We start from the raw sequence: 26,726 nt of genomic DNA, 5'->3' as shown, positions 1-26,726 counted from the left end.
GTACCATCGGAAAAGTGAGGTGTTGGCACATGGAAGTGCACACAGGCCGAAGCGCGGTGCCGGACCGCTCTGCCCTGATACATCAGGAGAAACAGCTGCCGCAGCAGCCCGTATCTGCTCCACAAGGACGTACAGAAGCAGGGAAATGGTCTCAGGAAAACCTGGACCGCAGCCTCGAGGGCATGAACGAGCTTTCGATCATGAAAGAGCGTTCCTTAAAGTTTGAACAGCACGACACGCTGGACAGGACGATGGTCAAAATCATTGACCGGGAAACAGATGAAATTGTCCGGGAACTGCCGCCGGAGAAATTTCTCGATATGATCTCCTCCATGCTGGAGTTTGCAGGCCTTTTATTTGACCGGAAAGTGTGAGGACAGGGGAGACTGCGGCTCCTCTTTTTCTTTTTGGCAGGCAAATACATTAAACCTTTCCGCCGGATGTACCGATATGAACAGTGGAAGTCTATTACCAGAAAGAAAGGGTGTCATACTGTATGGCTGCAAACAATCCATATGCTGCATATAAACAAACATCGATCGAAACAAAATCACCGGGAGAACTGACGCTCATGCTGTACGACGGATGCTTGAAGTTCATCAGGCGAGCCGATGCCGCGATGGAAACAGGCAGCACAGAGGACCGCCATACGAATCTGGTAAAGGCGCAGAACATTATCCGCGAACTGATGGTGACGCTCGATCAAAGTGTTAACGTCAGTCAGGGTATGATGCAGCTGTACGATTTTATTCTGGCGAGGCTGATTGATGCCAATACGAAAGACGACCGCGAGGCGCTCGCAGAAGCTGCAGGATTAGTGACGGAGTTCCGCGACACGTGGAAGGAAGTTATTCAGATGGACCGCCGTGCACGGCACGGATCCGGCGGTGTTTCAAAAGCAGCCGGCAATGCGTATGCAGCTGCAGGAGCAAAACGATAACCAGTACAAGCTTACAGAACACAGCCGCTCAGCCGGTTCGTGTTCTTTTTTTCTTACAAGGCAAGGCGTGCTAAACTGAAGAAGATGATGTCTGAAAGGGGAGACTCTTTATGCCAGCTCAGCTGAACGAGAAGCAGAAAGTGTTTTTAAAGCAGTATACGAGCCTGCTTCAGGAAGTGCAGGAATCGGCTGTGTACGCAGGAGAATGCTACATTCAAGGGGATGACGATATCGCAGACAGGCTGCTCGCCTCTGTGAGTACGGGACTGATCCCGTACAATCCGGAAAACATGACGATGTTCTCCATATTCGGATCTGAGGAGACCGCGCTCAGCCGGCTGACCACGTTTCATCATGCGGTTACGGAAGCGGCGGCGATGACGGAAAACGAATGGACGACAGCTGAAAAAATGCATTTTTTACACGAGCAATTTATCCCGGCGCTGAAAATGTGGCAGGATACAGCAGCTCTTTATTCTACTTCAGGAGATGATAGCGATGCCGGTCATTGATATGCCGCTTGAGGAGCTTTATACCTATCAGGGAAGAAATCCGAAGCCCGCTGATTTTGATGAATACTGGGAGCGGGCACTCGCAGAGCTTGACGCCATTGAGGCGGACGTAAAAGATGAAGAGGCAGCATTTCAATTTCCATTTGCCTCGTGCCGGCATTTGACGTTTACGGGCGTGCGCGGGGCGCGGATTCACGTGCAGGCGGTCATTCCGCATCAGCCCCCGGCTGGGTCAGAAAAGCTGCCTGCTGTTTTGGAGTTTCATGGCTACGGCATGAACGCAGGTGACTGGACGACGAAAGCAGCGCTTGCAGCTGCGGGACATGCCGTCTTTTCAATGGACATCCGCGGTCAGGGCGGACTGTCGGAGGATGCCGGCGGCGTGAGCGGTAACACGCTGCAGGGTCATATTACGAGAGGCATGCAGGACGGAGAGGACGAGCTGTTGTTTCGCCATATCTTTCTCGATACGGTGCAACTTGCCCGTCTGGTGATGGCGCGGGACGATATTGATGAAATAAACGTGTCGGTAACCGGCTGGTCCCAGGGCGGGGCGCTGACGATTGCCTGTGCAGCGCTGGAGCCGCGTGTGAGGCGGGCAGCGCCGGTGTACCCGTTTTTATCTGACTACCTGCGCGTCTGGGAAATGGATTTGGACGTGGAAGCCTATCAGGATGTCCGCCGCTACTTTCGCCGCTTCGATCCTACCCATAACGGCCGTGATGCGTTTTTCGAACGTCTCGGGTATATTGACATTCAGCATCTGGCTGACCGGATTCAAGCACCTGTCTTAATGGGAACCGGATTGATTGATCCGGTTTGTCCGCCGTCGACTCAGTTTGCTGCCTATAATAAAATCACGTCGGAAAAAGAGATTGTGCTCTATCCTGATTTTGCTCACGAAGCGCTTCCCGGCATGCGGGACCGGATTTTCACGTTTTTAACTGCAACGTAAAAGGAAGAGACAACAAGAGAGAGTAATTGTCATCTTTTGGACTACGAAAAAAGTTTTACATAAAATCCTGATTATGGGGTTTAGGTTGTTTCGATTTGTGAAATAGTCTTCGTATACACTATATAGAGGAGGCGTTTTCACATGGATCCGAAACAACAGGCAGAAGAAAAGCTGGAGCATACGTCCGAAGAGAAGAAGCAGGAAATTCTCGACAGCTTCCAAGGGTTCCTCGACTATCTAAACAAGCAGGTCAATCGCGGTGAAAAGATTGGTCTTGGAGAAGAGCAGCTCGCAAAAGGTGCTGAGCGCGTCGCAGAATACTTGAAGAACCATGAAGAGCCGCGTAATTCGGAAGAGAAGCTGCTGCAGGAAATGTGGCAGGTCGCGGAAGAAGAAGAAAAGCGGCACATCGCCCGCACGCTCGTCCGTCTCGCGCAAAAAGAAGGCAACGCATAAAGCAGGAAAAAACTCCGGATCAATGCGATCCGGAGCTTTTTTTCATGGAATGCTTTCGGTAATGGCATCCGTAATTTTACTCACGATCTGCAAACCGGACATCCAAACCAGCCAGTTGGGATCCAGGCTGATTCTGCTAAAATATCCGCATCTTCGTCAACGGAAGATGCGGATCAGTGGTTACTGCTCTTTCAGCACGACCGCCTGCAGCGGTTCTAGTGTGATGGTCAGCTTTCCTTTTTTAAGTTCGTAAAGCGTGTCGTCCTCCAGGCTTCGGAACGTTCCTTGACCGAGTCCATTTAACTCGATTTTCTCCTGTTTTGTGCCGGCGTTCGCTGCGATAACGAAGCGTGACATGTCATCTGAACGTTCATAGGCAGTGACGCTGCTGCCGGATTCCGCGGAGAGAAAGCGGAAGGAGCCGTCACGAAGCGCGCGGTGACTGCGCCGCAGTGAAATGAGCGTCTGATAAAACGAAAGCAGCTCCTGATCCTGGTGCTCTTCTTCCCAGACCATCGGACGCCGGCAGCCTGGATCAGCCCCGCCGTCCATGCCGACTTCATCACCGTAGTAAATGCACGGCGCTCCCATATACGTAAGCTGGAACAAAGCAGCGAGCTTCATCCGCTCTTTGTTGCCCTCTGCGATACTTAGAAGACGAGGAGTGTCGTGAGAATCGAGCAGGTTAAACGCAGCTTCATTTGCCTGGCGCGGATAGGAGATCAACATGGCGTCAAGCCGGCCCATAAAGTGCGCAGCGTCGATTTCTTCTTTCACAAAGAAATCGAGAATCGCGTTGGTGACCGGGTAGTTCATAACGGCATCAAACTGATCGCCGCCGAGCCAAGCGAGTGAATTATGCCAGATTTCACCGAGAATATAGGCATCCGGATTCGCCTTCTTCACTGTATCCCGGAACTCCCGCCAGAAGCAGTGGTCGACTTCATTGGCGACATCAAGGCGCCAGCCGTCTGCGCCGATATCCTCCACCCAGTAGCGGGCGACCTCCAGCAGATACGCTTTTACCTCTGGATGCTCGGTATTCAGCTTCGGCATTTGGGCGACGAAACCGAACGTATCGTAGTTGAGCGGATCGTCGGCTAGCGGATAGTCACGAATGTGGAACCAGTCGCGGAACCGTGATTTTTCTCCATTTTTCAGCACATCCTGAAACGGCGGGAAATAGTAGCCGGAATGATTGAACACTGCATCGAGCATGACGCGGATGCCGCGCGCATGTGCTTCATCGACCAGTCGTTTTGCCGTTTCGTTATCGCCAAACTGCGGGTCTACCTTTAAGTAATCGATCGTATCGTATTTATGATTGGAAAACGCTTCGAAAAACGGTGTGAAGTAAATGCATGTCACGCCCAGCTCTTCCAGGTAGTCCAGCTTGTCGATGACCCCCTGCAGATCGCCTCCGAAAAAGTTATCGCGTGTCGGAACAGCGTCCGGAGTCCAGGCTTCTGTTCCCGGCGGATTTAATGATTCGTCACCATTAGCAAACCGCTCCGGAAAAATTTGATAAAAAACGGCGTCCTTGACCCATTCAGGCGGCGTGAAAACATCAATGGTATTCAAGAACGGAAATTCGAACATGCCGGACGGCGACCAGAGCATGCCGACACCGCCAGAGTGCAGCGAGTCTTCTTTAAAGCCGGTCTCGTTCCAAAACACGGTTCTGTCGCCTTTCTTAAACTTAAAAGCGTAGGCAAAGCGTCGAAACGGCGGTTTGATTTCTACTTCATAATAGTCAAACATCGTATCCCGGGCAAAAACGTGCATGGCGGAAGTCCGGATCGTTTCTTCGTGGAAGTCGTATTTGTCTCCCCAGACGACCGAAACCCGGTCCATATCATCTTTCTTCGTGCGAACTCGAATGTGCAGTGTTTCATGATCGTACGCGTACGCATATTGCGATTTTGGCTGGTGGTAGATTGCTTCAAGCAGCATATCGGTTCCTCCCTGTCCGCAGAGCGGGTAGGCAGCGCCTCCCGGATCCGCTACAATAAGTGTCAGTGCACCTCGTCGTGCCGTTCATACACAACAAAATGAGTGCAATCGTTTGCACAAAAAGCACGAATAAAAAAGCGATTGTACCGCCAGTATAGCATGGGTACAAAGGTGTGTCCATGGACATTCAATCAGGAGGCTGTTATGACACAATTGCTGAAGATGAAACCAGTATTTAAAGAGAAGGTATGGGGCGGATCTGCGCTAAGAGACCGTTTCGGATATGAGCAAGCGAAAGACAATACAGGAGAGTGCTGGGGCATTTCCGGGCACACAAACGGAGCAACAGAAGTGCAGGGAGGTCCTTATGACGGGGTGCCGCTGTCTGTACTTTGGAGCGAAAAGCCGGAGCTGTTCGGTCATCCGGAAGGGACGTTTCCGCTGCTTGTCAAGCTCATCGATGCGGCAGATGATTTGTCGGTTCAGGTGCATCCGGATGACGAATATGCCAAGGAAAAGGAAGGCTGGCCTTACGGTAAAACAGAGTGCTGGTACATCGCGCATGCAGAGCCTGGAGCGGAGCTGGTGCTGGGGCACAACGCCAATTCCCGTGAAGAACTGCGAAAGCTTGCAGAGCACGGAGAGTGGGAGGAGCTGTTTCGCCGTGTACCGGTGAAAGCAGGGGATTTTGTCTACGTGCCGAGCGGGACCGTGCACGCGATCGGCGGCGGAATCACGCTGCTGGAGGTCCAGCAAAGCTCTGACATTACGTACCGCTTCTACGATTATGACAGACCTGACCAAAACGGGCAGATGCGGGAGCTGCATCTGGAGGATTCGATCGCCTGCTCGATGGTGCCTCATGAGGATCAAACCCCTCCACGTACGACGGAACAGACAGCCGGCGCCACGATGGAAACGCTGATCGAAGCTCCATACTTTACTGTTCGCCGAGTCCTGGTCGAAGCAGAAACTGCGCTGGCCAAAAAAGCGTCGTATCAGCTGATCTCGGTCATTGACGGAGAAGGCTATGTCCTGTTGAACGGCGGGAAAATGCCCGTCCAAAAGGGGGCTCACTTCGTCGTCACAGCAGGGGAGGAGCAGCCTGTTTTTACCGGTACGCTTGAGCTGATCGCTGCTGAGCCTGGTGAATCAGCCTGAGCAAGTAAAACGCTGCACGAATAAGAAGAGGTGCCTGGATCAGAAATTGATCAGGCACCTTTTTCGTATCAGCTGCTGCTTCCAGACGCTTCTGCGTACTCTTCGTTTTCCTGTTTTTCCTTCAGTTTCTTTATGTCTGCGCGGATGAGGATCGAGGCAAACAGCGCGACAACAAACATGCCGCCAAAAATGTACATCGTCAGCGCGTAGCTCTCCGTCACTTCACGGAGCCAGGAAACAACGACCGGCCCGACGAGACCTGCCGCGGCCCAAGCAGTGAGTATATAGCCGTGAATGGCACCGAGCTGCTTCGTACCGAAAATGTCGCCAATGTATGCCGGGATCGACGCAAATCCGCCGCCGTAGCACGTCATGATCAGGAACAGGACAGCCTGGAAAATAAGCGCATCGGTTAAGCTCGGAAGCGCAATGAATGAGACGATCTGAATCGCAAAGAAAGCGGTGTAAACGTTCGGACGGCCGATATAGTCGGATATACTCGCCCAGGCAAGACGTCCTGCTCCGTTAAAGAAGCCCATAATCCCGACCATCGTGGCAGCCGCTGCTGCAGAAAGACCGGCAATTTCCTGACCCATCGGCGAAGCAACGGACAGGATGGCAATTCCGCAGGTGACGTTAATAAACAGCATCACCCAAAGCAGGTAAAAGCGCCGTGTTTTAACCGATTCGTTCGCAGTGAGAAAGGCAAGGTCTTTTTTCTCAGACTGCTCGCCGCTCTCTTCTTTTTCCCGCATCGCCTTTGGCTTCCAGCCTTCCGGCGGTTTGGCGAGATACAAGGACGAAATAAGCATGATCACAAAATAAACGACACCGAGAATATAAAAGGTTGCCGCGATGCTGAAGGCACCAATTAAGTATTGCATAACGGGGCTTGCAATCAACGAAGCGAAACCAAAGCCCATAATCGCCATGCCGGTCGCAAGTCCGCGGCGGTCCGGAAACCATTTGACGAGCGACGATACCGGCGTGATATAGCCGACACCCAAACCGAAGCCACCCATTGCCCCATAAAAGAAATAGAGCATCCACAGCGATTCGAGCTGGACAGACAGACCGGATCCGATCATGCCGACTCCGAATAAAGCGGTGGAAACAAGCCCGGAAACACGCGGTCCGTACTTTTCCACGAAGTGCCCCATGAAGGCGGCCGACAGACCTAAAAAGGCGATCGCAATACTGAAGGTAATCGAGATCGCCGTCAGGCTCCAGCCAAACGTTTCGTTCATCGGATTGGAGAAAACACTCCATGAATAAACGGAACCGATGGAAATATGAATGCCTACTGCCGCGGCTGCGATGAGCCAGCGGTTTTTAGATGTTTCTGCTGCCATACTTATTCACTCCTTTGAACGGATTGACGAAAAAAGAACGAGCGGAAGGGAACGCGGTGTCCCTCCGCTCGAGATGTGCTGCTTTAATTGCGTTCCTGATCTTTTGTCTCCCGGCCCATGCCTTCCAAAAAGCGCATCAAAATGGTCAGAGAGCGGTTGATCTGCGGATCTTTCAGCTTCTTAGCGAGATCGAAATAGCCTGTTTTTTCATCCGGATCCGGATCTTCGGCCACGCGCTCGATACCATTGTTCAGCTTGAGCAGCAGCGGCTCGATTTTACGCATGTCGATCGTACCGAGCACGCCGACCATCAGCAGCATGTTGCGTAGTGCGTTCGTGTTTTCATCTTTTGAAATCTCCTGCACGATGATCTCAAGAACTTTATCGCCTTCTGACACAAGACCGTTGGCGATCCGGGTGATGCCGTTTTTATGCAGATTATTCATTAAATCAATCGCCCCGAGGACGGCCTCCTTGTTATCGGCGAGCGCCTGTTCGACCTCCTCCAGGTCCTTTTGCCGCTGCGTTTCAGCTGAGAGCGGAGCAGGTTCAATGTCGCGGATCGGTCTAGCCATTCGGTTTCGCCCCTTTCCTTCTCACTATATCTCCAGGAAACACGTAGTCTTTACGCTGCCATTTGGCTTCAACATTGACCCCGATCTGCGGCTGAGGATTGCCGTAGCGGTGATTCGTGCGCGGAAGCGGGCTAGCGCCCTTCGGCTTCAGCACCTCCATTTTCGCAGACAGCTCCTTGTAGGCAGGCGTATCGGTATCCTTGTCGGCGTAACTGCTCGTAAGCTGGTTGACGGCCGCTTCACCGGAATCATTCATCGGCAGATACAGCTCCTTACCTTGCACGCGCTCCGTTACGATACAAGATACCTTCACCTGTCCATATGGAGACGTCAGTTTGACGAACGAACCGTCTTCAATCCCGCGCTCCTCTGCAAGCTCCGGAGAAACTTCAAGAAACGCGCCAGGCGTTTTGCTCGTAATGCCTTCCGCTTTGTACGTCATATTGCCTTCGTGAAAATGTTCGAGCAGTCTTCCGTTGTTAATGTGCAAATCATATTCCTCGCCGAAATCAAGCGGAACCGTCCAGTCTACCGGGAAGAGCCGGGCTTTTCCGTCCGGGAACGGGAATTCTTCCTTAAATAGAAGCGGCGTATCGGTGCCATCTTCTGCCACCGGCCACTGCAGGCTGTTATAGCCTTCCAGGCGTTCATAGGAGACACCGGCAAACAATGGCGCAAGAGAAGCGGATTCTGCCATGATTTCGGACGGATGGGAATAGGTCCAGCCCGCACCGAGCTCATTCGCGAGCTCCATGATAATTTTCCAGTCCGGCTTCGAGTCTCCGAGCGGTTCCAGAACCTGATACAGACGCTGCACACGCCGTTCGGTATTTGTAAATGTACCTTCCTTCTCAAGACTCGGGCCTGCCGGAAGCACAACGTCTGCGAACTCAGCCGTTTTCGATAAAAAGACGTCTTGGACGACGAAGAAGTCGAGCTTTTCAAACGCTTCGTGCACGTAGTTAATATTGGAGTCGACGATCCCCATGTCTTCGCCCTTCAAATACATTGCTTTGAGCCTGCCGTCATGAACCGCTTCTACCATCTCGTGGTTGTTCCAGCCGGCTTTCTCCGGAAGAGAGGTGCCCCAGCCTTCTTCATATTTGCGTCGGATTACGCTGTCCTCTACCGATTCATAACCCGGGAATTTATCTGGCATGCTGCCGAAGTCACTGGCACCCTGCACGTTGTTATGACCGCGGAGCGGATACGTTCCGGCGCCCGGCTTCATGTAGTTGCCGGTGATGAGCATCAGGTTGGAAATAGCGGTGCTCGTATCGCTTCCGCCGAGGTGCTGGGTGACGCCCATGGCCCAGAGAGAACAGACAGTGTCTGCTTCTGCAATCATCTCGGCCGTTTTCACGAGCTCGTCCTGGCTGAGTCCGGTGTACTTCTCTGCATACTCAAGTGTGTACGTTTCGAGCGATTGGCGGAATTCATCAATGCCGTTCACATGTTTCTCGATGAACGTTTTGTCTTCCATGTTGTTATCCAGAATATATTTGGATACAGCAGAAAGCCACACGAGATCAGAGCCTGAGCGCGGATGAATAAACAGATCCGCTCGTTCTGCCATTTCGTGGCGCCTCAGGTCTGAGACGATCAGCTTTTGTCCGTGAAGCTTTTGGGAGCTCTTCACCCGCGTGGCAAGAACAGGGTGGGATTCAGCCGTGTTGGAGCCGATTACGAGCACGAGATCTGCCTGCTGAATGTCGGTGATGCTGCCGGAATCTCCGCCATAGCCAACGGTCCGGAATAACCCTTTCGTGGCCGGTGTCTGACAGTAGCGGGAGCAGTTATCCACGTTGTTCGTTTTGAAAATACTGCGCGCGAGCTTCTGCATCAGGTAAGACTCTTCGTTTGTCGTTTTGGATGAACTGATGAAGGCAAGCGCATCGTTTCCGTGTTCTTTTTCGATCGAACGCAGGTTTTCAGCGATCAGCTTGTAGGCTTCCTCCCACGTTCCTTCTCTGAAGCGGGATCCTTCACGGATGAGCGGCTTCGTAATCCGTTCTTCGCTGTTCACGTAATCCCAGCCAAACTTTCCTTTCACACATGTGGAAATCCCGTTTGCCGGGGCCTCCTCCTGCGGCTCTACCTTCAGAATGTCTCTTCCCTGCGTCCATACATCAAATGAACAGCCAACACCGCAGTAGGTACAGACAGTTTTCGTCTTTTTGATTTTAGCGTCACGCATGGAAGCTTCCATGTCAGAGATTGCAAGAATGGAGCCATAGCCGGTTTCCACATTTTTCGTCAGCTCAATCATCGGACGAAGGGTTTTCTGATCCATCCCTGTCATATAGCCTGCTTTGCCTTCCATGCCTTTTTCCATCATTGCATTACACGGACAGACGGTCGAACAGTGACCGCAGGAGACACATGAGGATTCATTGATAGCCACATCGTTATCCCAGATAACCCGAGGACGGTCCCGTTCCCAGTCAATGCGGAGCGTTTCTGTCACCTGCACGTCCTGACACGCTTCGACACAGCGGCCGCATAAAATACACTGATCCGGGTCATAGCGGTAATAAGGATGCGAATTGTCTTTCGGTTCCGGTTTCGGTTCAAACGGGATGGTCTGATGCTCGATCTTCATGTCCTTGACTGCATTATGAACTTCGCAGTCGCCGTTGTTGTAATCGCACACTGTGCAGTACAGCTCATGGTTATGTAGAATGCGGTCCATCGCGATGACCTGGGCATCCTTCACATCCTGTTGAACCGTATCGATCCGGGAACCTTTCTTTACTTTCGTGTCACAGGAACGGACGAGCTCGCCGTCGACTTCCACGATACAGGCATCGCACGTTTTAATTGGACCGAGCGCTTCGTGATAGCAGACCTGGGGAACTTCCACCCCTCGTTCATTTAAGTGCTGCAGCACCGTCTGCTCTTCAGAAGCCTGATGGAGCTTTCCATTCACTTGTACGCTGACTTGCTTCGACAATGCAGATTCCTCCCTTAAAACAGAATTGTATGAAATTTTCAGATACTTACACAATTCCCCAGTCAGCGCTTGCAAGAAACCTCTTTTTCAACCGAATATATAACGTTTATAATAGTTCTTTCGATGACGTTTCGGAAATCGAAATCTCGTGTATAGAAGGACAACGAATTTTCTGGAGAGGAGATGGAGGTATGAAGGATCAAAAGAAGATGTATATCGGAAGTTTCCTGCTCGGGTTCGGATTTCTAGGAGCATTGGACGGCATCGTTTTTCATCAGCTGCTGCAGTGGCACAGCGTGATTCATGATGCTCCGACGACGATTCAGATTATCAGCGACGGTCTGTTTCACTTTGCGGTAACGCTGACGATTATAGCAGGAGCCGTGCTGCTTTGGTTGAGTGGAAAGCCGCATGAGCCGAAAAGCGCGTGGAAGTCCGCAGGCGGCTTGTTTCTAATCGGAGGGGGGACCTTTAATTTGCTGGAAGGGATCATCAATCATCATATTCTTCAGATTCACCGTGTGCATCCGGAAGCTGAAAACCCGCTTTTGTTTGACCTGGCTTTTCTGGCAAGCGGTGTGATTCTGCTCGGAGCAGGCTGGCTGCTGTTAAGGAGGGTGAAGCAGCTTGATGTATAGGTCGATCAGCTTTGTGCTCATTTTCGTAACAGCAGCGCTGATGCTCTACGGTCATCTGGTCAACAGCCATTTTACTGGACATCTGACAGGGAGCCATGACCACGGATCGGTGGAAGCAGAGGAGCCCGCACCAGAGCTTGCCATTCGCTTAGAGGATACGGAAGGCGAATGCCTGCTCCATGCGGAAGCCGAGCATTTCCGCTTTACGAGAGAGACAGCGGTGACACGGGGAGGACACGCCCATTTATATGTAAACGGGGAGCGGGAAGCAAGAATCTATGACTTTCCATACGCTCTCAGCGAGCTTGAACCTGGAACCGAAATCAAGCTAGTTCTTGCTAATCACGAGCATCGTATCCTGACAACCGGCGGAAATGAAATCAGCAGCGCGATTACGGCAGAGAAGTGCACGAATGGGGAAAGAAGCTAAGGGCTTGTCTGCTGCATCAAAAGCCGATGGATCTGACACAATACGAAAAGAAGCCGCGTGGGCGGCTTCTTTTGATTTTCCTGCGAACGGGTGGAAGGCAGGATTGTATCAGCTTCTGTCTGAGGTTTGCAGAATCGAGCGGAGCAGAACATCGTCTGAGTTGACGTTCTCCATATGATGGGAATCGACGAGTCCCTTCATTTCAGCCATGCTGTCGTGCAGATGACGAATGGCATCTGACTGATGATCAAGCTGTTCCGTAATCAGCTCCATATCATCCTTCGACGACAGCAGGTTTTCAAGACGCGACAGCCGGCGGATGATCACTTTCAGCAGGTCCAGTTCTGTCACGGCCGATCACGCACCCGTCTGTTCCTGCACAGCTTCCTCGGAAGACCCGTCCATCGTCTCTTCCTCGTATGTGCCGTCGAGTTTATTCAGCTTCAAAAACGTGACGGTGTCTGCAATCACGTCCGGCACCCATACTTGTTTTTCGTCATTGACGACGAGCTGGCGCATCTGAATTCGACCTTTTACAGACAGGAGGGAGCCAGTGCCGCAGTAGTCGGCGACACGATCAGCGAGCTTGTTCCAGCAGGCAATCTGTACAAAGTCTGTGTCGTAGCTGCCTTTGCTGTTGCGAAATGAACGTCTGACAGCGAGCGTGAAGCGGGTCAGGGAAGCACCGTTAGCAGTTGTTGTATGATGAGGCGTTTTAGCCACTCTTCCGATAAAAATAAATTGATTCAGCATAATAGTCGCTCCTTTAACTTGGTTGATGTAGTAGGTTAGGATGCTGGATTGAAAACTGCGATTTGCGACTGCCCTCCTTTGCATATGGAATGTAACAGCATACGGGATGCCGTTTTACGCACCATAATGAATACTGAATCAGAAGTAAAATAATGGATCAAAATACGTACTAAAATAATAATATGACAAATGAAAGAGAGAAAAATGAGTCTAAAGAACCAAAAATGATAACGCTTTCTGAAAAAATAAATCATCTCCCGAAAGATGATGAAATTATCTGACAAATAGCATTGACGAAGCGGAGGGAGGTTGATATATTGTAGGTGACGGAGCAGCCGCTCACTTTTTACGAAGGGAATGGGATCATTCTATGCTCGGAAAAGTAAAATGGTTTAACGCCGAAAAAGGATTTGGATTTATTGAAGTGGAAGGGTCGGAGGACGTGTTTGTTCACTATTCGGCCATCGATGAGGAAGGATACAAATCGCTGGATGAAGGCCAGGAGGTCGAGTTCGACGTTGTCGAAGGGGCCAGAGGGCCGCAGGCATCCAACGTTGTGAAAAAATAACGTATATAAGCAGACGTCCCGTAAAGCTTCTTTGACGGGGCGTTTTTTACCAGATGAACCTGCGGAAAGGAGGGCGGACCCGCTTCGGCGCCCAGCAGGTTTTTGTTAATTATTTATGAAGAAAATGAATGTTTCAGCAGGAGAAGCGCGAGGGTACAGCGAATAATGTACGTATAACCGAAAGGAGTTGTTAGCTTATGAATTTTAATATTCGTGGCGAGAACCTGGAGATTACGGATGCGCTGAGAGACCACGTGGAGAAAAAAGTCAGCAAGCTGGAGCGCTATTTCGATACAACACCATCCTCTGACGTACACGTGAAAATGAGCGTTCTTAATCAGGAGCAGAAAGTGGAAATTACGATCCCAATGCCGAAGCTCCTCCTTCGGGCAGAAGAAAAGCATGCGGATATGTATGCTGCCGTCGATCTCGTAATCGAGAAGCTCGAGCGGCAGATTCGTAAGCATAAAACGAAAGTAAACCGTAAATACCGCAACGGCGATGACAGCTTGAAGTTCATGTTTAAAAATGAACTGGAGCCGCTCGCAGAAGAAGAATTCCCGGACGACGATTTTGAAATCGTTCGTACGAAGCGCTTTGACCTGAAGCCGATGGACGCAGAAGAAGCGATTCTGCAGATGGACATGCTCGGGCACAGCTTCTTTGTCTTCTCCAATTCGGTTAATGGAGACACCAACGTTGTGTATAAACGGCGAGACGGCCGCTACGGCCTGATTGAACCAGAATCTTGATTGAAAAACGAGCAGAAGCTGCCTCCTAAGGGGCAGCTTCTTTACATTTAGAACCGATATGATGGAGCGTGCCGGCAATTCGTTTGGAATCGCCGGTTTTTTCCAGCAGCGGATGCTTCTGATCAGTCAATTCGAACGGCGTCGGTGTCTCCACGGCGAACCGTGCCTTCCCGCAGAATCGCAATATGCTGCTTGTCGCTTAAGTTCGTAAAAATAACAGGAGTGATCGATGCTTTTGCTTCTTTTCTTACTTTCTCCAGATCAAAGCGGATCAGCTCGTCGCCGACGCGGACCGTATCGCCCTGCTCCACGAAAGCTTCAAAGCCCTCTCCTTTCATATTGACCGTGTCGATTCCAATATGAATGAGAATTTCTGTGCCATCCTCAGCTTCAAGGCCGACAGCGTGCTTCGTATGGAAGAGCTGTACGACTTTCCCGTCAACAGGGGAGACCACCGTACCGTCAGATGGCTCGATTGCAAACCCGTCGCCCATCATTTTTTCAGCGAACATGTCATCCGGCACTTCTTCGAGCTTTTTCAGCTCGCCGTTCAGCGGCAGCGCAACGGCGGCACTCGAAAGAACAGGACCGCTTGAGGCTTCCGGAGCCGTTTCCGGTTCAGCAGGCGTTTTGCCGCTGATGATATCTTCCATCTGACTCTTAATTGTTTCCGAACGCGGGCCGAAGATCGCCTGAATATTTTTATCAACCTGCATGACCCCTGACGCGCCAAGGTTTTTAAGTTCATTTTTATCTACCTGATCGACGTCTTTTACGGTGATCCGCAGACGGGTGATGCAGGCGTCCAGGTGGGAAAGATTTTCTTTACCGCCAAAAGCCTTCAACACGGAATAAGGCAGTTCACTGACCGAACCGGACTTTTGCGTGTCGCCATTATCCACATTCTTTTCGCGGCCAGGTGTCATCAGGTTGAACTTCTTGATCATGAAAGTGAACAGGAAGTAATAGATGACAGCAAACACGAGGCCGACGATAATGACGATCCACCAAGGTTCACGTCCCGGCACAACCCCGAACAGGAAGAAGTCGATCGCACCTCCGGAGAAGGTGTAGCCCATGTTTATATTCAGCCAGTAAAGAATCACAAATGATATCCCGTCGAGCACCGCGTGAATAAAGAAGAGAAGCGGGCTGAGGAACAGGAACGAAAATTCAATCGGCTCCGTGATTCCGGTTAAGAAGGAAGTCAGGGCTGCGGAACCAAGCAGACCGCCGACGACTTTTTTGTTTTCCGGACGTGCCTGATGATACATCGCAAGTGCTGCAGCAGGCAGTCCGAACATCATGATCGGAAATTCACCGGCCATAAAGTGTCCAGCAGTCAGCTCCGTTTGATCCTGGAGCTGGGCGAAGAAAATGTTCATGTCACCGCGGACAACGTTGCCTGCGGCGTTCGTATACTGCCCGAATTCAAACCAGAACGGCGCATGGAAAATGTGGTGCAGACCGAACGGAATCAGGAGACGCTTAATGAAGCCGAAGAAAAAGACGGCAACGGTCATGGCTTCTTCCATTAAGAACTGGGACGCCGAGTTCATGCCTTCCTGAATCGGCGGCCAAATAAAGAACAGGGCGATCCCGACAAAGAATGACGCAAACGCGGTTACGATTGGAACGAAGCGTTTACCGGCAAAAAAGCCGAGAAATGCAGGCAGTTCGATCGTGTAATAGCGGTTATATGCCCAGGCAGCGAGTGCCCCCATAATGATCCCGCCGAACACCCCGGTCTGCAGCGTCGGAATGCCGAGGACGAGCGCATGCGCCGGGTCTTCGGACTGAAGAACGCCTTCAACAGTCAACCCGCCCATAACCCCCATCGTCACGTTCATCACGAGGAAGCCGACGAGAGCTGCGAGTGCGGCAACACCGGCCCCATTGGCGAGACCGACGGCGACACCGAGTGCAAAGATTAACGCAAGGTTATCAAATACGATACCGCCGGCGTTTTCCATCATCGTTGCGAGACTGATGAAGAAGTCGCTCTCTAAAAACGGCATCAGATTGATCATGTTCGGGTTGCGCATCGCGTTACCGAACGCCAGCAGCAGACCTGCTGCCGGAAGAATCGCAACGGGCAGCATGAGCGATTTACCGATCCGCTGCAGCTGTCCAAAAAAACGTTTAAACATAGCAGGAAACCTCCTAAAAAGAATAATGAACTGAGAAAGCAGACAGCTGAACGCAAAAAAGGCATGAGAAAAAAGGAACCGAACCTCCGTCAGAAGATAGTCCTCCCCTGCCGAAGTGTTTCAGTCGTCCTTTTCTCTCATGCCTGCATCACCAGTAACACGGAAAAAGCCGATCAGCGTATGGAATTGGATTGGGCGCCGGATATCCGCTGAATGTGAAGCGTCAGATAGACGGCTTCTGCATCCGGTACGTGTTTATTCAGGCGCTGCTGCATCACTTTCATCAGTTTCCAGCTCAAATTATAGCAGAGCGGATACTCCGATTGCAACACGTTTAACAATGGATCCTGATTTTCTGTATACGTTTCCGCTTCCACTCGTTCGATCGCATGATGCAAATGTCGGACGAGGCGCAGGTAATTGACATCCCGGCGGTCAAGCTCAAAGCCGAGAAACGTTTCGATCCGGCGCACAAGCTCGCTGACAAGCTGCGTATGGCGGTTTACTGCAGATAAATCACGGTTCGTCAGTGCACTGTGAATATGGAGCGTAATGAAGCCGATTTCACCTTCCGGAAGACGCACGTCAAGCTTGTTTCCCACCCGTTCCGCCATGGCAGCCGCCGCCTGATATTCCTTCGGATAGGCGAGCTCCGTCTCTTTTAGAAATGGATTCGTGATCCCATGACCATCCTGAATCCGTTTGACGGCAAAGTACAGGTGATCCGTCAAGCCGACGTGGATATGCTCATTCAAACTTGAAGAAAAGGTGACTTCAAGCCTCGAAATCTCTTCTTCCATCAAGCCGACGAACTCTTCATCGATGTAGGTCAGCAGCTGTTTATACTGTTCGCGTTCCGTTTCGTTCCGGAGTACGAAGAATTTTTCTGCCTGACTGCCGGCGATCTCGTCGCCGGGGCTGCGCCCGAATCCGAGTCCTTTGCCGATCAGCACAACCTCCTCATGATCCGGATGTGTAGCGATGACGACATTGTTGTTCAGCACTTTTTTTACCGCAAGCACCAGGAGCCCTCCTTCCTTCTAAAGGTATATCGCTGTGACGTTAGTGTTCCTATTATAGTCGTATCCGTTTTCAGGGATCAACCTGCAGCTTCTTCCGCATCCTGCCGCTCCTTGTAAGCTTATCAGCAACCTGATAAAATGAATAGCAGCGTGTAACAGCGGATCCTGCCCGGCACGGCTTTTTTGTGCAGGGAAGGAATTTAGCAGAAAGGGAGCAATGCCCGATGATTGGATTACTCAAAAAAGTGATCGGTGACTCAGATGCCCGCCATCTGAAAAAGCTGGATAAGCTTGTAGCCGAGATTGACGAATACGGAGAAAAAATAAAGCAGCTGAGCGAGAATGAGCTGCGAGGAAAAACGGTTGAATTTAAAAAGCGCCTGGCAGATGGCGAAACGATCGACGACCTTCTGCCGGAAGCATTTGCGGTCGTACGCGAAGCGTCGACGCGAGTGTTCGGCATGACGCATTTCCGCGTGCAGCTGATCGGGGGGATCGTACTCCACCGCGGCGATATTTCAGAGATGAAAACCGGGGAAGGGAAAACTCTTGTCGCAACACTCCCGGTTTATTTGAACGCGCTCTCGGAAAAAGGCGTTCACGTTGTCACGGTCAACGACTACCTCGCCCGTCGTGACGCAGAAGAAATGGGCAAGCTGTATAACTATCTCGGGCTGACAGTCGGCTTGAACGCGTCCGGCATGACGAAGGAAGAGAAGCGTGAAGCCTACGCAGCAGACGTCACGTACGGCACAAACAACGAATTCGGCTTTGATTACCTGCGAGATAACATGGTGACCTACAAGAGAGACATGGTGCAGCGCGACCTGCATTTTGCAATCGTCGATGAGGTTGACTCGATTCTGATCGACGAAGCGAGGACCCCGCTCATTATTTCCGGTGCTGCTAACCGGACGTCAGAGCTTTACAGCACGGCGAACCAGTTCGTGAAAATGCTTAAACTTGATGATGATTTCACGCTCGATGAGAAAACGAAGTCTGTCCAGCTGACGGAGAACGGTGTCGCAAAGGCAGAACGAATCTTTAACATCGACAATCTGTTTGATTCCGATCACGTGCAGCTGAACCATCACATCAATCAGGCGCTGAAAGCTCACAAAGTGATGATCCGCGATGAGGACTACGTTGTAGAGGATGACCAGGTTGCGATCGTTGACCAGTTTACAGGGCGTTTGATGAAGGGCCGCCGATTCAGCGACGGATTGCATCAGGCGATTGAAGCGAAGGAAGGCGTCAAAATCAAGCGCGAAAGCATGACGATGGCGTCGATTACGTTCCAGAACTACTTCCGTATGTATAAGAAGCTTTCCGGGATGACCGGTACAGCGAAAACAGAGGAAGAGGAATTCCAGAACATTTATAACATGAATGTGTACGCAGTGCCGACGAATAAAGATATCGTACGGATCGATAAATCTGACTTAATTTACAAATCGCTTGCGAGCAAGCAGCGTGCAATTGTGGAAAAAATCGAAGAGCTTTATAAGGCCGGACAGCCTGTGCTCGTTGGTACTGTCAGCGTTGACAATTCGGAGCTGATCTCCCAGCTCTTGAAGAAAAAGCGAATTCCGCATAACGTGCTGAACGCGAAGAACCACGCTCGTGAAGCGGAGATCATTGAAAACGCAGGGCAGAAGCACGCGGTCACCATCGCGACCAACATGGCAGGGCGCGGTACTGACATCAAGCTCGGTCAGGGCGTATCCGATCTCGGCGGTTTGTTCGTTCTCGGGACAGAGCGGCACGAGTCCCGCCGGATTGACAACCAGCTGCGAGGACGAGCAGGCCGTCAGGGAGACCCGGGTATGTCACTGTTCTTCTTGTCGCTTGAAGATCCGCTTATGCGCCGTTTCGGCTCTGAAAATATGAGTAAAATGATGGAACGGCTCGGAATGGAAGAAGACCAGCCGATTGAGAGCAAGATCATTACGAAAGCCGTTGAGCAGGCGCAGAAGCGCGTGGAAGGAAACAACTTCGATGCTCGGAAGCAGCTGCTGCAGTATGACGATGTTATGCGTGAGCAGCGTGACGTCATTTATGAGCAGCGTAATGAAGTGCTCGACTCCGACAACCTCCGTCCGGTCGTGGAGGATATGCTTCACAATACCGTCGAACGTGTTGTCCATTCATACACGCCGGAAGAAGAGGTTCCGGAAGACTGGAATCTGGCCGGTTTAGCAGAGTATATGAACATGACTGTGTTTGCTTCTTCGGAAGTTTCGGAAGATGAGTTGAAAAATCTTGATCCGGAAGAGATGACCGAGCTGATTGTAGAGCGGGTGCAGAAGGATTATGATGCACGTGAAGAAGAGTTTACGCCGGAGCAGATGCGTGAATTCGAGCGGGTTATCCTGCTTCGCACCGTCGACCAGAAGTGGACGGCGCACATTGACCAGATGGATCAGCTGCGCCAAGGGATCCATCTGCGTGCCTATGCACAGAACGATCCGCTGCGGGAGTATAAGTTTGAAGGGTTTGAAATGTTTGAGACAATGGTTGCTTCTATTGAAGAAGAAGTATCCCGCTATATCATGAAAGCCCAGATTCAATCGAACCTCCAGCGTCAGCAGGTTGCCGAAGGAAAGGCCGTTCACCGTACGCCGGGTGAGCAGCAGCAACAGCAACAGCAGCAGGAGCAGGGGAAAACCCAGCCGTATGTAAAAGGGGAAACGGTCGGACGCAACGATCCTTGCCCTTGCGGATCCGGTAAAAAGTATAAAAATTGCCACGGAAAAGAAGAATAGCCGGCCCCCGCCGGCTTTCGCCGTGACGGGAATAATTAATGGAGTGATATACGATGGAAATGGCAGAAATCAGACAGAAGCTTGAAAATATGGCCGGTACGCTGGCGGACTTCAGGGGGTCTCTTTGACCTCGATGAAAAGGAGACCCGCGTAGCAGAACTGGAAGAACGCATGGCCGATCCGTCTTTCTGGGACAATCAGGACGAAGCACAGAAAGTGATTGCAGAAAACAATGCGTTGAAAGCTATGACAGAAACGTACCGCAATTTGGAAGAAAAGCTGGATAACATGGACGTATCGTACGAGCTCGTTAAAGAAGAAAACGATGAAGAATTAAAAGCGGAGCTTGTGGAGGACGTGAAAGCAGTGGAGCGTGACCTGCAGAAGTTTGAGCTGCAGCTGCTATTATCCGAACCTCATGATGCCAACAATGCAATTCTTGAACTGCATCCCGGTGCCGGTGGAACAGAATCCCAGGACTGGGCCTCTATGCTGCTTCGCATGTATACCCGCTGGGCCGAAGCGCAGGGCTTTCAGGTGGAAACGCTCGACTATCTGCCGGGTGATGAGGCTGGCGTCAAAAGTGTGACGCTTCTTATTAAAGGGCATAACGCTTTTGGCTACCTGAAGGCAGAGAAAGGTGTGCACCGGCTGGTGCGTATATCCCCATTTGATTCTTCCGGCAGGCGTCATACGTCGTTCGTCTCGTGTGATATTATGCCGGAGCTTGATGACAATGTAGAAATTGACCTCTCGCCGGAGGATATTCGCGTGGACACCTTCCGATCCAGCGGTGCCGGCGGACAGCACGTTAACACGACAGATTCTGCCGTGCGGATGACGCATATTCCGACGAATACGGTCGTAAGCTGTCAGTCCGAGCGATCGCAGATCAAAAACCGGGAAAAAGCGATCAAGATGCTGAAAGCGAAGCTTTACCAGCAGGAGCTGGACCGCCAGCGCGCGGAAGCAGAGGAAATACGCGGTGAGCAGTCTGAAATTGGCTGGGGCAGCCAGATCCGCTCCTACGTCTTTCATCCGTACAACATGGTGAAGGACCATCGGACGGATTCGGAAACAGGCAACACGCAGGCCGTTATGGATGGTGATCTGACACAGTTCATCGATTCGTACCTGCGCTCGCGTATTCAATAAGAAAGCAGGAGAGCACCGGAGCAGATGATTCCGGTGCTTTTTGTTTGTGCAGATTCGCCCCTGATAAGCAAAAGAAGAACGAGGTCCGCCTGCAGCCAGCAGATATTGCTACAACGTGTTAAAGCGTTAGCGGAGCCGCGTTTACAAGCATTTCCACTGGTGATATACTACGGAAGGATTTTGCTGACGGGGGCGTATACATATGATGAAAAAAATGAACCGGCGCGGGACAGCCGCGCCGCGAACTCCGTTTACAAGAGCGGTGTTCGAAATTGGCCACGTATTAGTCGGAGCGGCAATCGTCGCGATTGCGTTTAACTTATTCCTGCTGCCGAATCAGATTGCATCCGGCGGCGTAGCCGGTATTTCGACGCTGTTTTTACACGTCTTCGGCTTTGAGCCGGCCTACACGCAGTGGGCCTTTAACATTCCTCTATTTGTTGCGGGTGTTCTGCTACTCGGCGGAAGCATCAGCGGCAGTTTGTTTTACGGGGGAAAAACTCTGATCGGCACGCTGTTTCTGCCATACGTCGTGTATTTGACGAGGAACTGGGAGCCGGCTACGACGGACCCGCTTCTCGCCTCCATTATGGGAGGCGTCGGTGTCGGTGTCGGACTTGGGATCGTCTTCCGGTCGAATTCATCCACCGGCGGAACGGACCTTGCCGCTCAGATCATTAATAAATATACAGGAATGTCACTCGGAGCGTGCGTCTTCGTCATGGACGGGCTCGTCGTTACGTCATCCGCGTTTATCTTTGGATTTGAGTTTGCACTTTATGCACTGATCGCGTTGTTCATTACAGGTAAGACAATTGACATCGTCCAGATTGGCTTCGGGTACTCGAAAATGGTCATGATCATTTCCCAATACGAAGAGGAAGTGAAGCAGGGGCTGCTGACGCAAGTGGACCGGGGCGTAACGAAGCTGGCTGGCTACGGTGGGTATACAAACCACGATCGTCCTGTGCTTCTCTGCGTCGTCGGTCGCAATGAAGTGACGAAACTGAAACAGCTCGTACGGACTATTGATCCCAGTGCGTTCGTAATCGTAAGCGATACGTCTGAAGTTCTCGGAGAAGGTTTCAAAAGACGCTGAATCGGTTATAATGGTTAAGACGGGATTTCTATATCCTGCCAGTTCTTTTTGTTATTTTTTAATTCGAGGAGGGGAATGTATGAAGAAAATGGTTGCAGGTCTCTTTGCTGCTTCCCTGCTGCTTGCAGCATGTGGAGACAACGGCGGAGACAACGAACCTGCCAACGATCCGGCAGACAACAACGCTAACAACACGAACGAAGAAGCTGCTGACAACAACAACGGCGGAGACGATGGAGAGTACGATCTCGCAAACGGGGAAGAGCTTTATCAGGGTAACTGTGCTTCCTGCCACGGCGGTGAGCTGGAAGGCGGAACAGGACCAGCACTTGAAGGATATTCCTTCGATGAGGTGCTTAGTGCGATTCAGGAAGGTCCTGGAAGCATGCCTGCTGATCTCGTTGAAGGCGATGACGCTGAAGACGTAGCAGCATGGGTGGAAGACCAGGGATAATACGGCAGTCAGCAAACACATATGTGAAGAGAGCATCTGATAAAACGGCATGACCCGTTCAGATGCTCTTTTTGTTGTGTTTTGAAATGAAATTGTAAACTTCCTGAAGCTTTTTTTAAAAACGCTTCGTGGTATAATAGCGAAGTTGACGAATTCGAGAAATTCGACATAGAACGACAAACGTAGTGCTTTGTGATAGGGGAAAACGGGACTTTATACAGTGGGAAGTGATGCATTTTGATCGAAATGAAAGACGTCTGGAAAACATATCCGAATGGCGTCATGGCGGTCAACGGATTAACGGTATACATACAAAAAGGCGAATTTGTTTATGTAGTGGGACCGAGTGGCGCAGGAAAATCAACGTTTATAAAAATGATGTACCGGGAGGAGCGACCGACACGGGGCGACATTTTAATTAACAGCCAGAATCTGCGGCTGATGAAAGAACGTCATGTTCCTTATCTGCGGCGTGATATCGGCGTCGTGTTCCAGGATTTCAAGCTGCTTCCATCAATGACGGTGTTTGAAAACGTTGCGTTTGCGATGGAGGTTATCGAAGCGGGACGAGACGATATCCGCAAGCGTGTCATGAATGTTCTCGATATCGTACGCTTAAAAAATAAAGCGCGGTTTATGCCGCATGAGCTTTCTGGAGGAGAACAGCAGCGCGTCGCTATTGCGAGGGCGATTGTGAACAGTCCGGCTGTATTGATTGCAGATGAGCCGACTGGAAACCTCGATCCGGATACATCTTGGGAAATCATGCATATTCTTGAAGAGATCAATGAACGCGGTACGACGGTCGTGATGGCGACACACAACCGCAGCATCGTAAACAATATGCGAAAGCGCGTTATCGCTATCGAAGGCGGCCGGATCTCCCGTGATGAAGTTAGGGGGTCGTACGGCTATGAAAGCTAGAACGGTCGGCCGTCACATAAAAGAAGGCGGAAAGAATATCGTCCGCAATGGCTGGATGACGTTTGCTTCTGTCAGTGCCGTAACGGTTATGCTGCTCGTTGTCGGTGCCTTTCTCATGGTTATTTTAAACGTTAATCACTTTGCGGATTCTCTTGAGAGCGATGTGGAAGTCCGGGTCTTCGTAGACCGCGAAGCAGAAGCGGCCGAACAGGAGGAGCTCGAGGAATCAATCGGCACCATCCATCAGGTCGAGGATATTGAATTTATTCCGAGAGATGAAGGACTGGAAAACTTCATTGAAAGTCTCGGCGAACAAGGAGATTATTTTGAAAATCTGAGGGATGAAAATCCGCTGAATGATGTTTTTGTCGTACAGGCTGCGGATCCTCAGGATACAGAACTTGTAGCTGAGGAAATTGATGCATTAAGCTACGTGGATGATATTGAATACGGCTCTGATATTTTTGAACAGCTGTTTGCGGCAACCGACTTCGTGCGAATTGTCGGTTTGGTGCTGATTGTAGGGCTGCTTTTTACAGCCGTCTTCTTGATTGCTAACACGATTAAGCTGACAATCATGGCACGTAAGACAGAAATACAAATTATGAAGCTTGTAGGTGCGACGAACAGCTTCATCCGCTGGCCGTTCTTTATAGAGGGACTGCTGCTGGGTGTGTTCGGAGCAGCAATACCGATTATACTGCTGACTTATGGCTATCAGCGCTTTTATGATTCGATCGGAACGGCGACGGGACTGGAGTTCTTTAACTTCCTTCCGGCTAATCCGCTGATTTTGCAGACTTCCATTCTGCTGCTTGTAATCGGAGCAGTCGTTGGAGTATGGGGAAGCCTGATGAGCGTAAGAAAATTCCTTCGTATATAACGCATACAATCTACTAATAAAAGGGGCAGTGCAGATGCTGATTCGAAAAACGCTGCTTGGTTTCTCTGCCGGCCTGCTCCTTCTCTCTCCCGGTGTTGCCTTTGCAGACAACACCGGCGACGAGCTGGAGGAACAGATCGAAGAGTACCGGGAACAGCAGCAGGAAACGGAACGGGAAGCAGAGCAGACAGAAGAGGAATTGGATGAAGTCGAACGTGAAATAGGCGAAGTGCAGACAGACATTCGGGACCTCGATGAACAAATGAGTGAAACTGCAGGTAAGATGAACGAGAAGCAGGGAGAAATTGATACGACAACCGATCGGACAGAGGAGCTTCGGGAAGAAATCGAAGAAACCGAAATCCGGATTGACGAGCGGGATGACGTGCTCAAGGAGCGCGTACGCTCCATGCATCAGTCCGGCGGTTCTGTCCGCTACATTGAAGTGATTTTAGGCGCACAAAGCTTTGGCGATCTGCTTGAACGGGTGTCGACGCTTCATAACATAGCCTCCCAGGACCGGGAGATTCTCGATGAACACATAGCAGATATGGAAACGCTGGAACGTGCCACAGCAGAGCTGGAGGAGCAGCTGGAAGCGTTAGAAACGCAGATGGCAGAGCTTCAGTCTCTTCAGGCTTCATTGGAAGCACAGACAGCGGAGAAAGATACGCTTTTAGAAGAACTGGCAGAACGAGGGTATGTGTTGGAAGACAGTCTGTTCTCACTTGAAGAAGAAACAGAATTTCTTGCTGCCCAGGAAGCCGCTGCCGAGCAGGAGCTGACAGAATGGGAAGAAGAGCAGCGTCGGATCGAAGAGGAACGACGCTTAGAAGAAGAGCGACGCGCACGTGAGGAAGAAGAGCGGCGCCAGCGCGAGGAAGAAGAGCGGCGCCAGCGCGAAGAAGAAGAGCGTCAGCGAGCTGCTGAGGAGCAGCGCCAGGCAGAAGAAGAGGAAGAAGCAGAACGCCAGCGCGAGCAGGAACGTCGTGAAGAAGAAGAGCGTCGCCAGCAGGAAGAAGAGGAAGAAACACAGGTAGCTGCTTCATCCGGTTCTGAAAGCTCGTCCAGCAGTTCAAGCAGTTCAAGCAGTTCAAGCAGTTCCGGCAGTTCCAGCAGCTCAAACAGCTCAAGCAGCTCCAGTTCTTCTGTTAGCAGCTCTGAAAGCTCGTCCGGCTCTGGCTCTTCGGAAAGTACTTCATCGGAGCAAGCTGCACCATCATCCGGATCAGCGACGTTCCACCGCCCGGCAGACGGACGTGTTACATCAGGATTTAATCCAAACCGGCGCCATCCGGTGCACGGAGATGTCCGGCCGCACCGCGGAATCGATTATGGCAGTGACGGCGGCACAAATATTTATGCTGCAGAAAGCGGAACCGTATCTTCTGCAGGATGGATGGGCGGTTATGGAAACACCGTTGTCGTGACACATGTCATTAATGGACAGACGTACGCGACGCTTTACGCACATCTGGCTTCGATGAACGTGTCGGCAGGGGACCGTGTCGGCCGCGGCGAAGTGATTGCCACAATGGGAACCACCGGAGTTTCAACTGGTGTACACCTGCACTTTGAGGTTCACCCCGGGGGATATGCCGGCGGTTCATCTGCCGTCAATCCGGCATCGTATCTTCCATAACTAAACTTGAATCCACTATTTCGCCGTCCGGCTCTCATGCCGGGCGGTATTTTGTTGATCCTCTTCTTTCATTTCAAAGGGGCTCCCTTTTGTGTAAGCTGGTGAAACGTTAAAAAGCAGCTTTACGTAAATGTACGAAGGAGGGATATGCATGGATGGTATAATCATTGCCTTACTTGCTGCCATTTTCGCAGGAGTTGCTTTGATTAGGAATGGGAGTCGGCTGAAAGAGTGGCTGGAAAACAATAAACAGCCAGAAGAATCCTGGAACGTCCGCATAGTATCCAAACGAAAGGAATCGAAACGTCGAACAAGTCCGGGCCGGAGTGGAGGCGGTTTCTCAGTTGGAAGAAGCCAGGTGAAAAGAACGTATTTTGTCACATTGCAATTCAGTGATGAGAGCAGGCAGGAATATCGTGTAAGCAGCAGGCTCGATGCTCAAATAAAAGAGGGAGAGAAAGGAACGGCAGTTCTTCAAGGAACAAGAGTCGTTTCGTTCATGCATCATTTCTCTGCTTGATTCAGCTGAGAACGTCCCGATTATGGGATGTTCTCGTTTTTTAACATATGATTGCTTGCTTTCATCGCTGTGAAATATTATGTAACGGTTTTTGCTTTCTTTCAATTTTTAAGT

General features: G+C 51.0%; 26 protein-coding genes. 18 read left to right on the top strand and 8 right to left on the bottom strand.

The genetic code is table 11. The features are described 5' to 3' along the window. Window positions 1-29 precede the first annotated feature (29 nt). The 5 genes from ACSZLD_RS08445 to ACSZLD_RS08425 all read left to right on the top strand — a co-directional run bounded on the left by ACSZLD_RS08445 (window position 30) and on the right by ACSZLD_RS08425 (window position 2,863). Window positions 30-374, top strand: a complete 345-nt coding sequence (locus ACSZLD_RS08445) for a flagellar protein FlaG (RefSeq protein WP_444684895.1) — start codon at window positions 30-32, stop codon at window positions 372-374. A 122-nt stretch (window positions 375-496) separates the two neighbouring features. Then, window positions 497-940 (top strand): flagellar export chaperone FliS, encoded by a 444-nt coding sequence (gene fliS, locus ACSZLD_RS08440; protein WP_444684894.1) that lies wholly within the window; start codon window positions 497-499, stop codon window positions 938-940. Window positions 941-1,050: 110 nt separating this feature from the next. Continuing rightward, complete coding sequence (locus ACSZLD_RS08435) at window positions 1,051-1,452, top strand: DUF8042 domain-containing protein (RefSeq protein WP_444684893.1); 402 nt, start codon at window positions 1,051-1,053, stop codon at window positions 1,450-1,452. Beyond that, window positions 1,439-2,407, top strand: a complete 969-nt coding sequence (locus ACSZLD_RS08430) for an alpha/beta fold hydrolase (protein WP_444684892.1) — start codon at window positions 1,439-1,441, stop codon at window positions 2,405-2,407. The genes ACSZLD_RS08435 and ACSZLD_RS08430 overlap by 14 nt, the downstream gene beginning before the upstream one ends. 141 nt (window positions 2,408-2,548) lie before the next feature. Further along, the gene (locus tag ACSZLD_RS08425; RefSeq protein WP_377909599.1) at window positions 2,549-2,863 is read left to right on the top strand and encodes a DUF3243 domain-containing protein; all 315 of its coding nucleotides are present in this window, start codon (window positions 2,549-2,551) and stop codon (window positions 2,861-2,863) included. 180 nt (window positions 2,864-3,043) lie between these two features. Here the strand turns inward: ACSZLD_RS08425 and ACSZLD_RS08420 are convergent, their stop codons facing one another. After that, window positions 3,044-4,816 carry a glycoside hydrolase family 13 protein gene (locus ACSZLD_RS08420; protein ID WP_444684891.1) on the bottom strand — a complete coding sequence of 591 codons (1,773 nt, stop codon included), beginning with the start codon at window positions 4,814-4,816 and terminating at the stop codon, window positions 3,044-3,046. Window positions 4,817-5,020: 204 nt separating this feature from the next. Between ACSZLD_RS08420 and manA the strand changes: the two genes are divergently transcribed. Next, complete coding sequence (manA, locus tag ACSZLD_RS08415; RefSeq protein WP_444684890.1) at window positions 5,021-5,977, top strand: mannose-6-phosphate isomerase, class I; 957 nt, start codon at window positions 5,021-5,023, stop codon at window positions 5,975-5,977. 68 nt (window positions 5,978-6,045) lie between these two features. On the opposite strand, the gene ACSZLD_RS08410 is transcribed toward manA, so the two are convergent. From ACSZLD_RS08410 to fdhF, 3 genes are all read right to left on the bottom strand, one after another. Next, a complete protein-coding gene (locus tag ACSZLD_RS08410; RefSeq protein ID WP_444684889.1) occupies window positions 6,046-7,329 on the bottom strand; it encodes an L-lactate MFS transporter in 1,284 nt (427 codons plus the stop codon). A gap of 83 nt (window positions 7,330-7,412) precedes the next feature. After that, window positions 7,413-7,904 (bottom strand): helical membrane plugin domain-containing protein, encoded by a 492-nt coding sequence (locus ACSZLD_RS08405; protein WP_444684888.1) that lies wholly within the window; start codon window positions 7,902-7,904, stop codon window positions 7,413-7,415. Then, entirely contained in the window at window positions 7,897-10,857 is a 2,961-nt protein-coding gene (gene fdhF, locus ACSZLD_RS08400; RefSeq protein WP_444684887.1) for a formate dehydrogenase subunit alpha, read from the bottom strand. Before fdhF ends, ACSZLD_RS08405 begins: the two co-directional genes overlap by 8 nt. A gap of 191 nt (window positions 10,858-11,048) precedes the next feature. Between fdhF and ACSZLD_RS08395 the strand changes: the two genes are divergently transcribed. Together ACSZLD_RS08395 and ACSZLD_RS08390 are read left to right on the top strand one after the other, a co-directional pair. Then, window positions 11,049-11,495 (top strand): DUF2243 domain-containing protein, encoded by a 447-nt coding sequence (locus ACSZLD_RS08395; protein ID WP_444684886.1) that lies wholly within the window; start codon window positions 11,049-11,051, stop codon window positions 11,493-11,495. Continuing rightward, on the top strand, window positions 11,485-11,925 hold the full coding sequence (locus ACSZLD_RS08390; RefSeq protein WP_444684885.1) for a hypothetical protein: 441 nt from the start codon (window positions 11,485-11,487) through the stop codon (window positions 11,923-11,925). The genes ACSZLD_RS08395 and ACSZLD_RS08390 overlap by 11 nt, the downstream gene beginning before the upstream one ends. 108 nt (window positions 11,926-12,033) lie before the next feature. Here ACSZLD_RS08390 and ACSZLD_RS08385 read toward each other — a convergent pair whose 3' ends face one another. Together ACSZLD_RS08385 and ACSZLD_RS08380 are read right to left on the bottom strand one after the other, a co-directional pair. Then, complete coding sequence (locus tag ACSZLD_RS08385) at window positions 12,034-12,276, bottom strand: hypothetical protein (RefSeq protein ID WP_377909607.1); 243 nt, start codon at window positions 12,274-12,276, stop codon at window positions 12,034-12,036. A 6-nt stretch (window positions 12,277-12,282) separates the two neighbouring features. Then, window positions 12,283-12,678: a single-stranded DNA-binding protein gene (locus ACSZLD_RS08380; protein WP_377909608.1), complete on the bottom strand. Its 396-nt coding sequence runs from the start codon at window positions 12,676-12,678 to the stop codon at window positions 12,283-12,285. Between the two features lie 370 nt (window positions 12,679-13,048). On the opposite strand from ACSZLD_RS08380, the gene ACSZLD_RS08375 reads away from it, so the two are divergent. Both ACSZLD_RS08375 and hpf read left to right on the top strand, forming a co-directional pair. Beyond that, window positions 13,049-13,246 (top strand): cold-shock protein, encoded by a 198-nt coding sequence (locus ACSZLD_RS08375; protein WP_377909609.1) that lies wholly within the window; start codon window positions 13,049-13,051, stop codon window positions 13,244-13,246. A 197-nt stretch (window positions 13,247-13,443) separates the two neighbouring features. Next, window positions 13,444-13,998 (top strand): ribosome hibernation-promoting factor, HPF/YfiA family, encoded by a 555-nt coding sequence (gene hpf / locus ACSZLD_RS08370; protein WP_377909610.1) that lies wholly within the window; start codon window positions 13,444-13,446, stop codon window positions 13,996-13,998. Window positions 13,999-14,120: 122 nt separating this feature from the next. On the opposite strand, the gene ptsG is transcribed toward hpf, so the two are convergent. Continuing rightward, window positions 14,121-16,148 (bottom strand): glucose-specific PTS transporter subunit IIBC, encoded by a 2,028-nt coding sequence (ptsG, locus tag ACSZLD_RS08365; protein ID WP_444684884.1) that lies wholly within the window; start codon window positions 16,146-16,148, stop codon window positions 14,121-14,123. A gap of 173 nt (window positions 16,149-16,321) precedes the next feature. Further along, a complete protein-coding gene (glcT, locus tag ACSZLD_RS08360; protein WP_444684883.1) occupies window positions 16,322-17,170 on the bottom strand; it encodes a glucose PTS transporter transcription antiterminator GlcT in 849 nt (282 codons plus the stop codon). A 224-nt stretch (window positions 17,171-17,394) separates the two neighbouring features. Here glcT and secA point away from each other — a divergent pair, with 224 nt between their 5' ends. The 8 genes from secA (at window position 17,395) to ACSZLD_RS08320 (ending at window position 26,612) form a co-directional block, all read left to right on the top strand. Beyond that, on the top strand, window positions 17,395-19,935 hold the full coding sequence (secA, locus tag ACSZLD_RS08355; protein ID WP_444684882.1) for a preprotein translocase subunit SecA: 2,541 nt from the start codon (window positions 17,395-17,397) through the stop codon (window positions 19,933-19,935). Window positions 19,936-19,988: 53 nt separating this feature from the next. Beyond that, window positions 19,989-21,090 (top strand): peptide chain release factor 2 gene (gene prfB / locus ACSZLD_RS08350; protein WP_444684881.1). Its coding sequence is split into 2 segments (ribosomal slippage): window positions 19,989-20,060 and window positions 20,062-21,090, totalling 1,101 coding nucleotides; the frame shifts between segments, so codons are not numbered across the junction. 202 nt (window positions 21,091-21,292) lie between these two features. Next, on the top strand, window positions 21,293-22,189 hold the full coding sequence (locus ACSZLD_RS08345) for a YitT family protein (RefSeq protein WP_444684880.1): 897 nt from the start codon (window positions 21,293-21,295) through the stop codon (window positions 22,187-22,189). Between the two features lie 79 nt (window positions 22,190-22,268). Beyond that, entirely contained in the window at window positions 22,269-22,643 is a 375-nt protein-coding gene (locus ACSZLD_RS08340) for a c-type cytochrome (protein ID WP_377909616.1), read from the top strand. Window positions 22,644-22,880: 237 nt separating this feature from the next. After that, window positions 22,881-23,567 (top strand): cell division ATP-binding protein FtsE, encoded by a 687-nt coding sequence (gene ftsE / locus ACSZLD_RS08335; protein ID WP_444684879.1) that lies wholly within the window; start codon window positions 22,881-22,883, stop codon window positions 23,565-23,567. Continuing rightward, entirely contained in the window at window positions 23,557-24,450 is an 894-nt protein-coding gene (gene ftsX / locus ACSZLD_RS08330; RefSeq protein ID WP_444684878.1) for a permease-like cell division protein FtsX, read from the top strand. Before ftsE ends, ftsX begins: the two co-directional genes overlap by 11 nt. Window positions 24,451-24,484: 34 nt before the next feature. Further along, on the top strand, window positions 24,485-26,092 hold the full coding sequence (locus tag ACSZLD_RS08325; protein ID WP_444684877.1) for a peptidoglycan DD-metalloendopeptidase family protein: 1,608 nt from the start codon (window positions 24,485-24,487) through the stop codon (window positions 26,090-26,092). A 151-nt stretch (window positions 26,093-26,243) separates the two neighbouring features. Then, a complete protein-coding gene (locus tag ACSZLD_RS08320) occupies window positions 26,244-26,612 on the top strand; it encodes a DUF2500 domain-containing protein (RefSeq protein ID WP_444684876.1) in 369 nt (122 codons plus the stop codon). Window positions 26,613-26,726 lie beyond the last annotated feature (114 nt).

The organism is Alkalicoccus luteus (assembly GCF_052061695.1).
GTDB classification, from domain to species: Bacteria; Bacillota; Bacilli; order Bacillales; family Salisediminibacteriaceae; genus Alkalicoccus; species Alkalicoccus luteus.
Note: the sequence above shows the minus strand (reverse complement) of the source record. Positions and strands in the feature narration are given on the sequence as shown.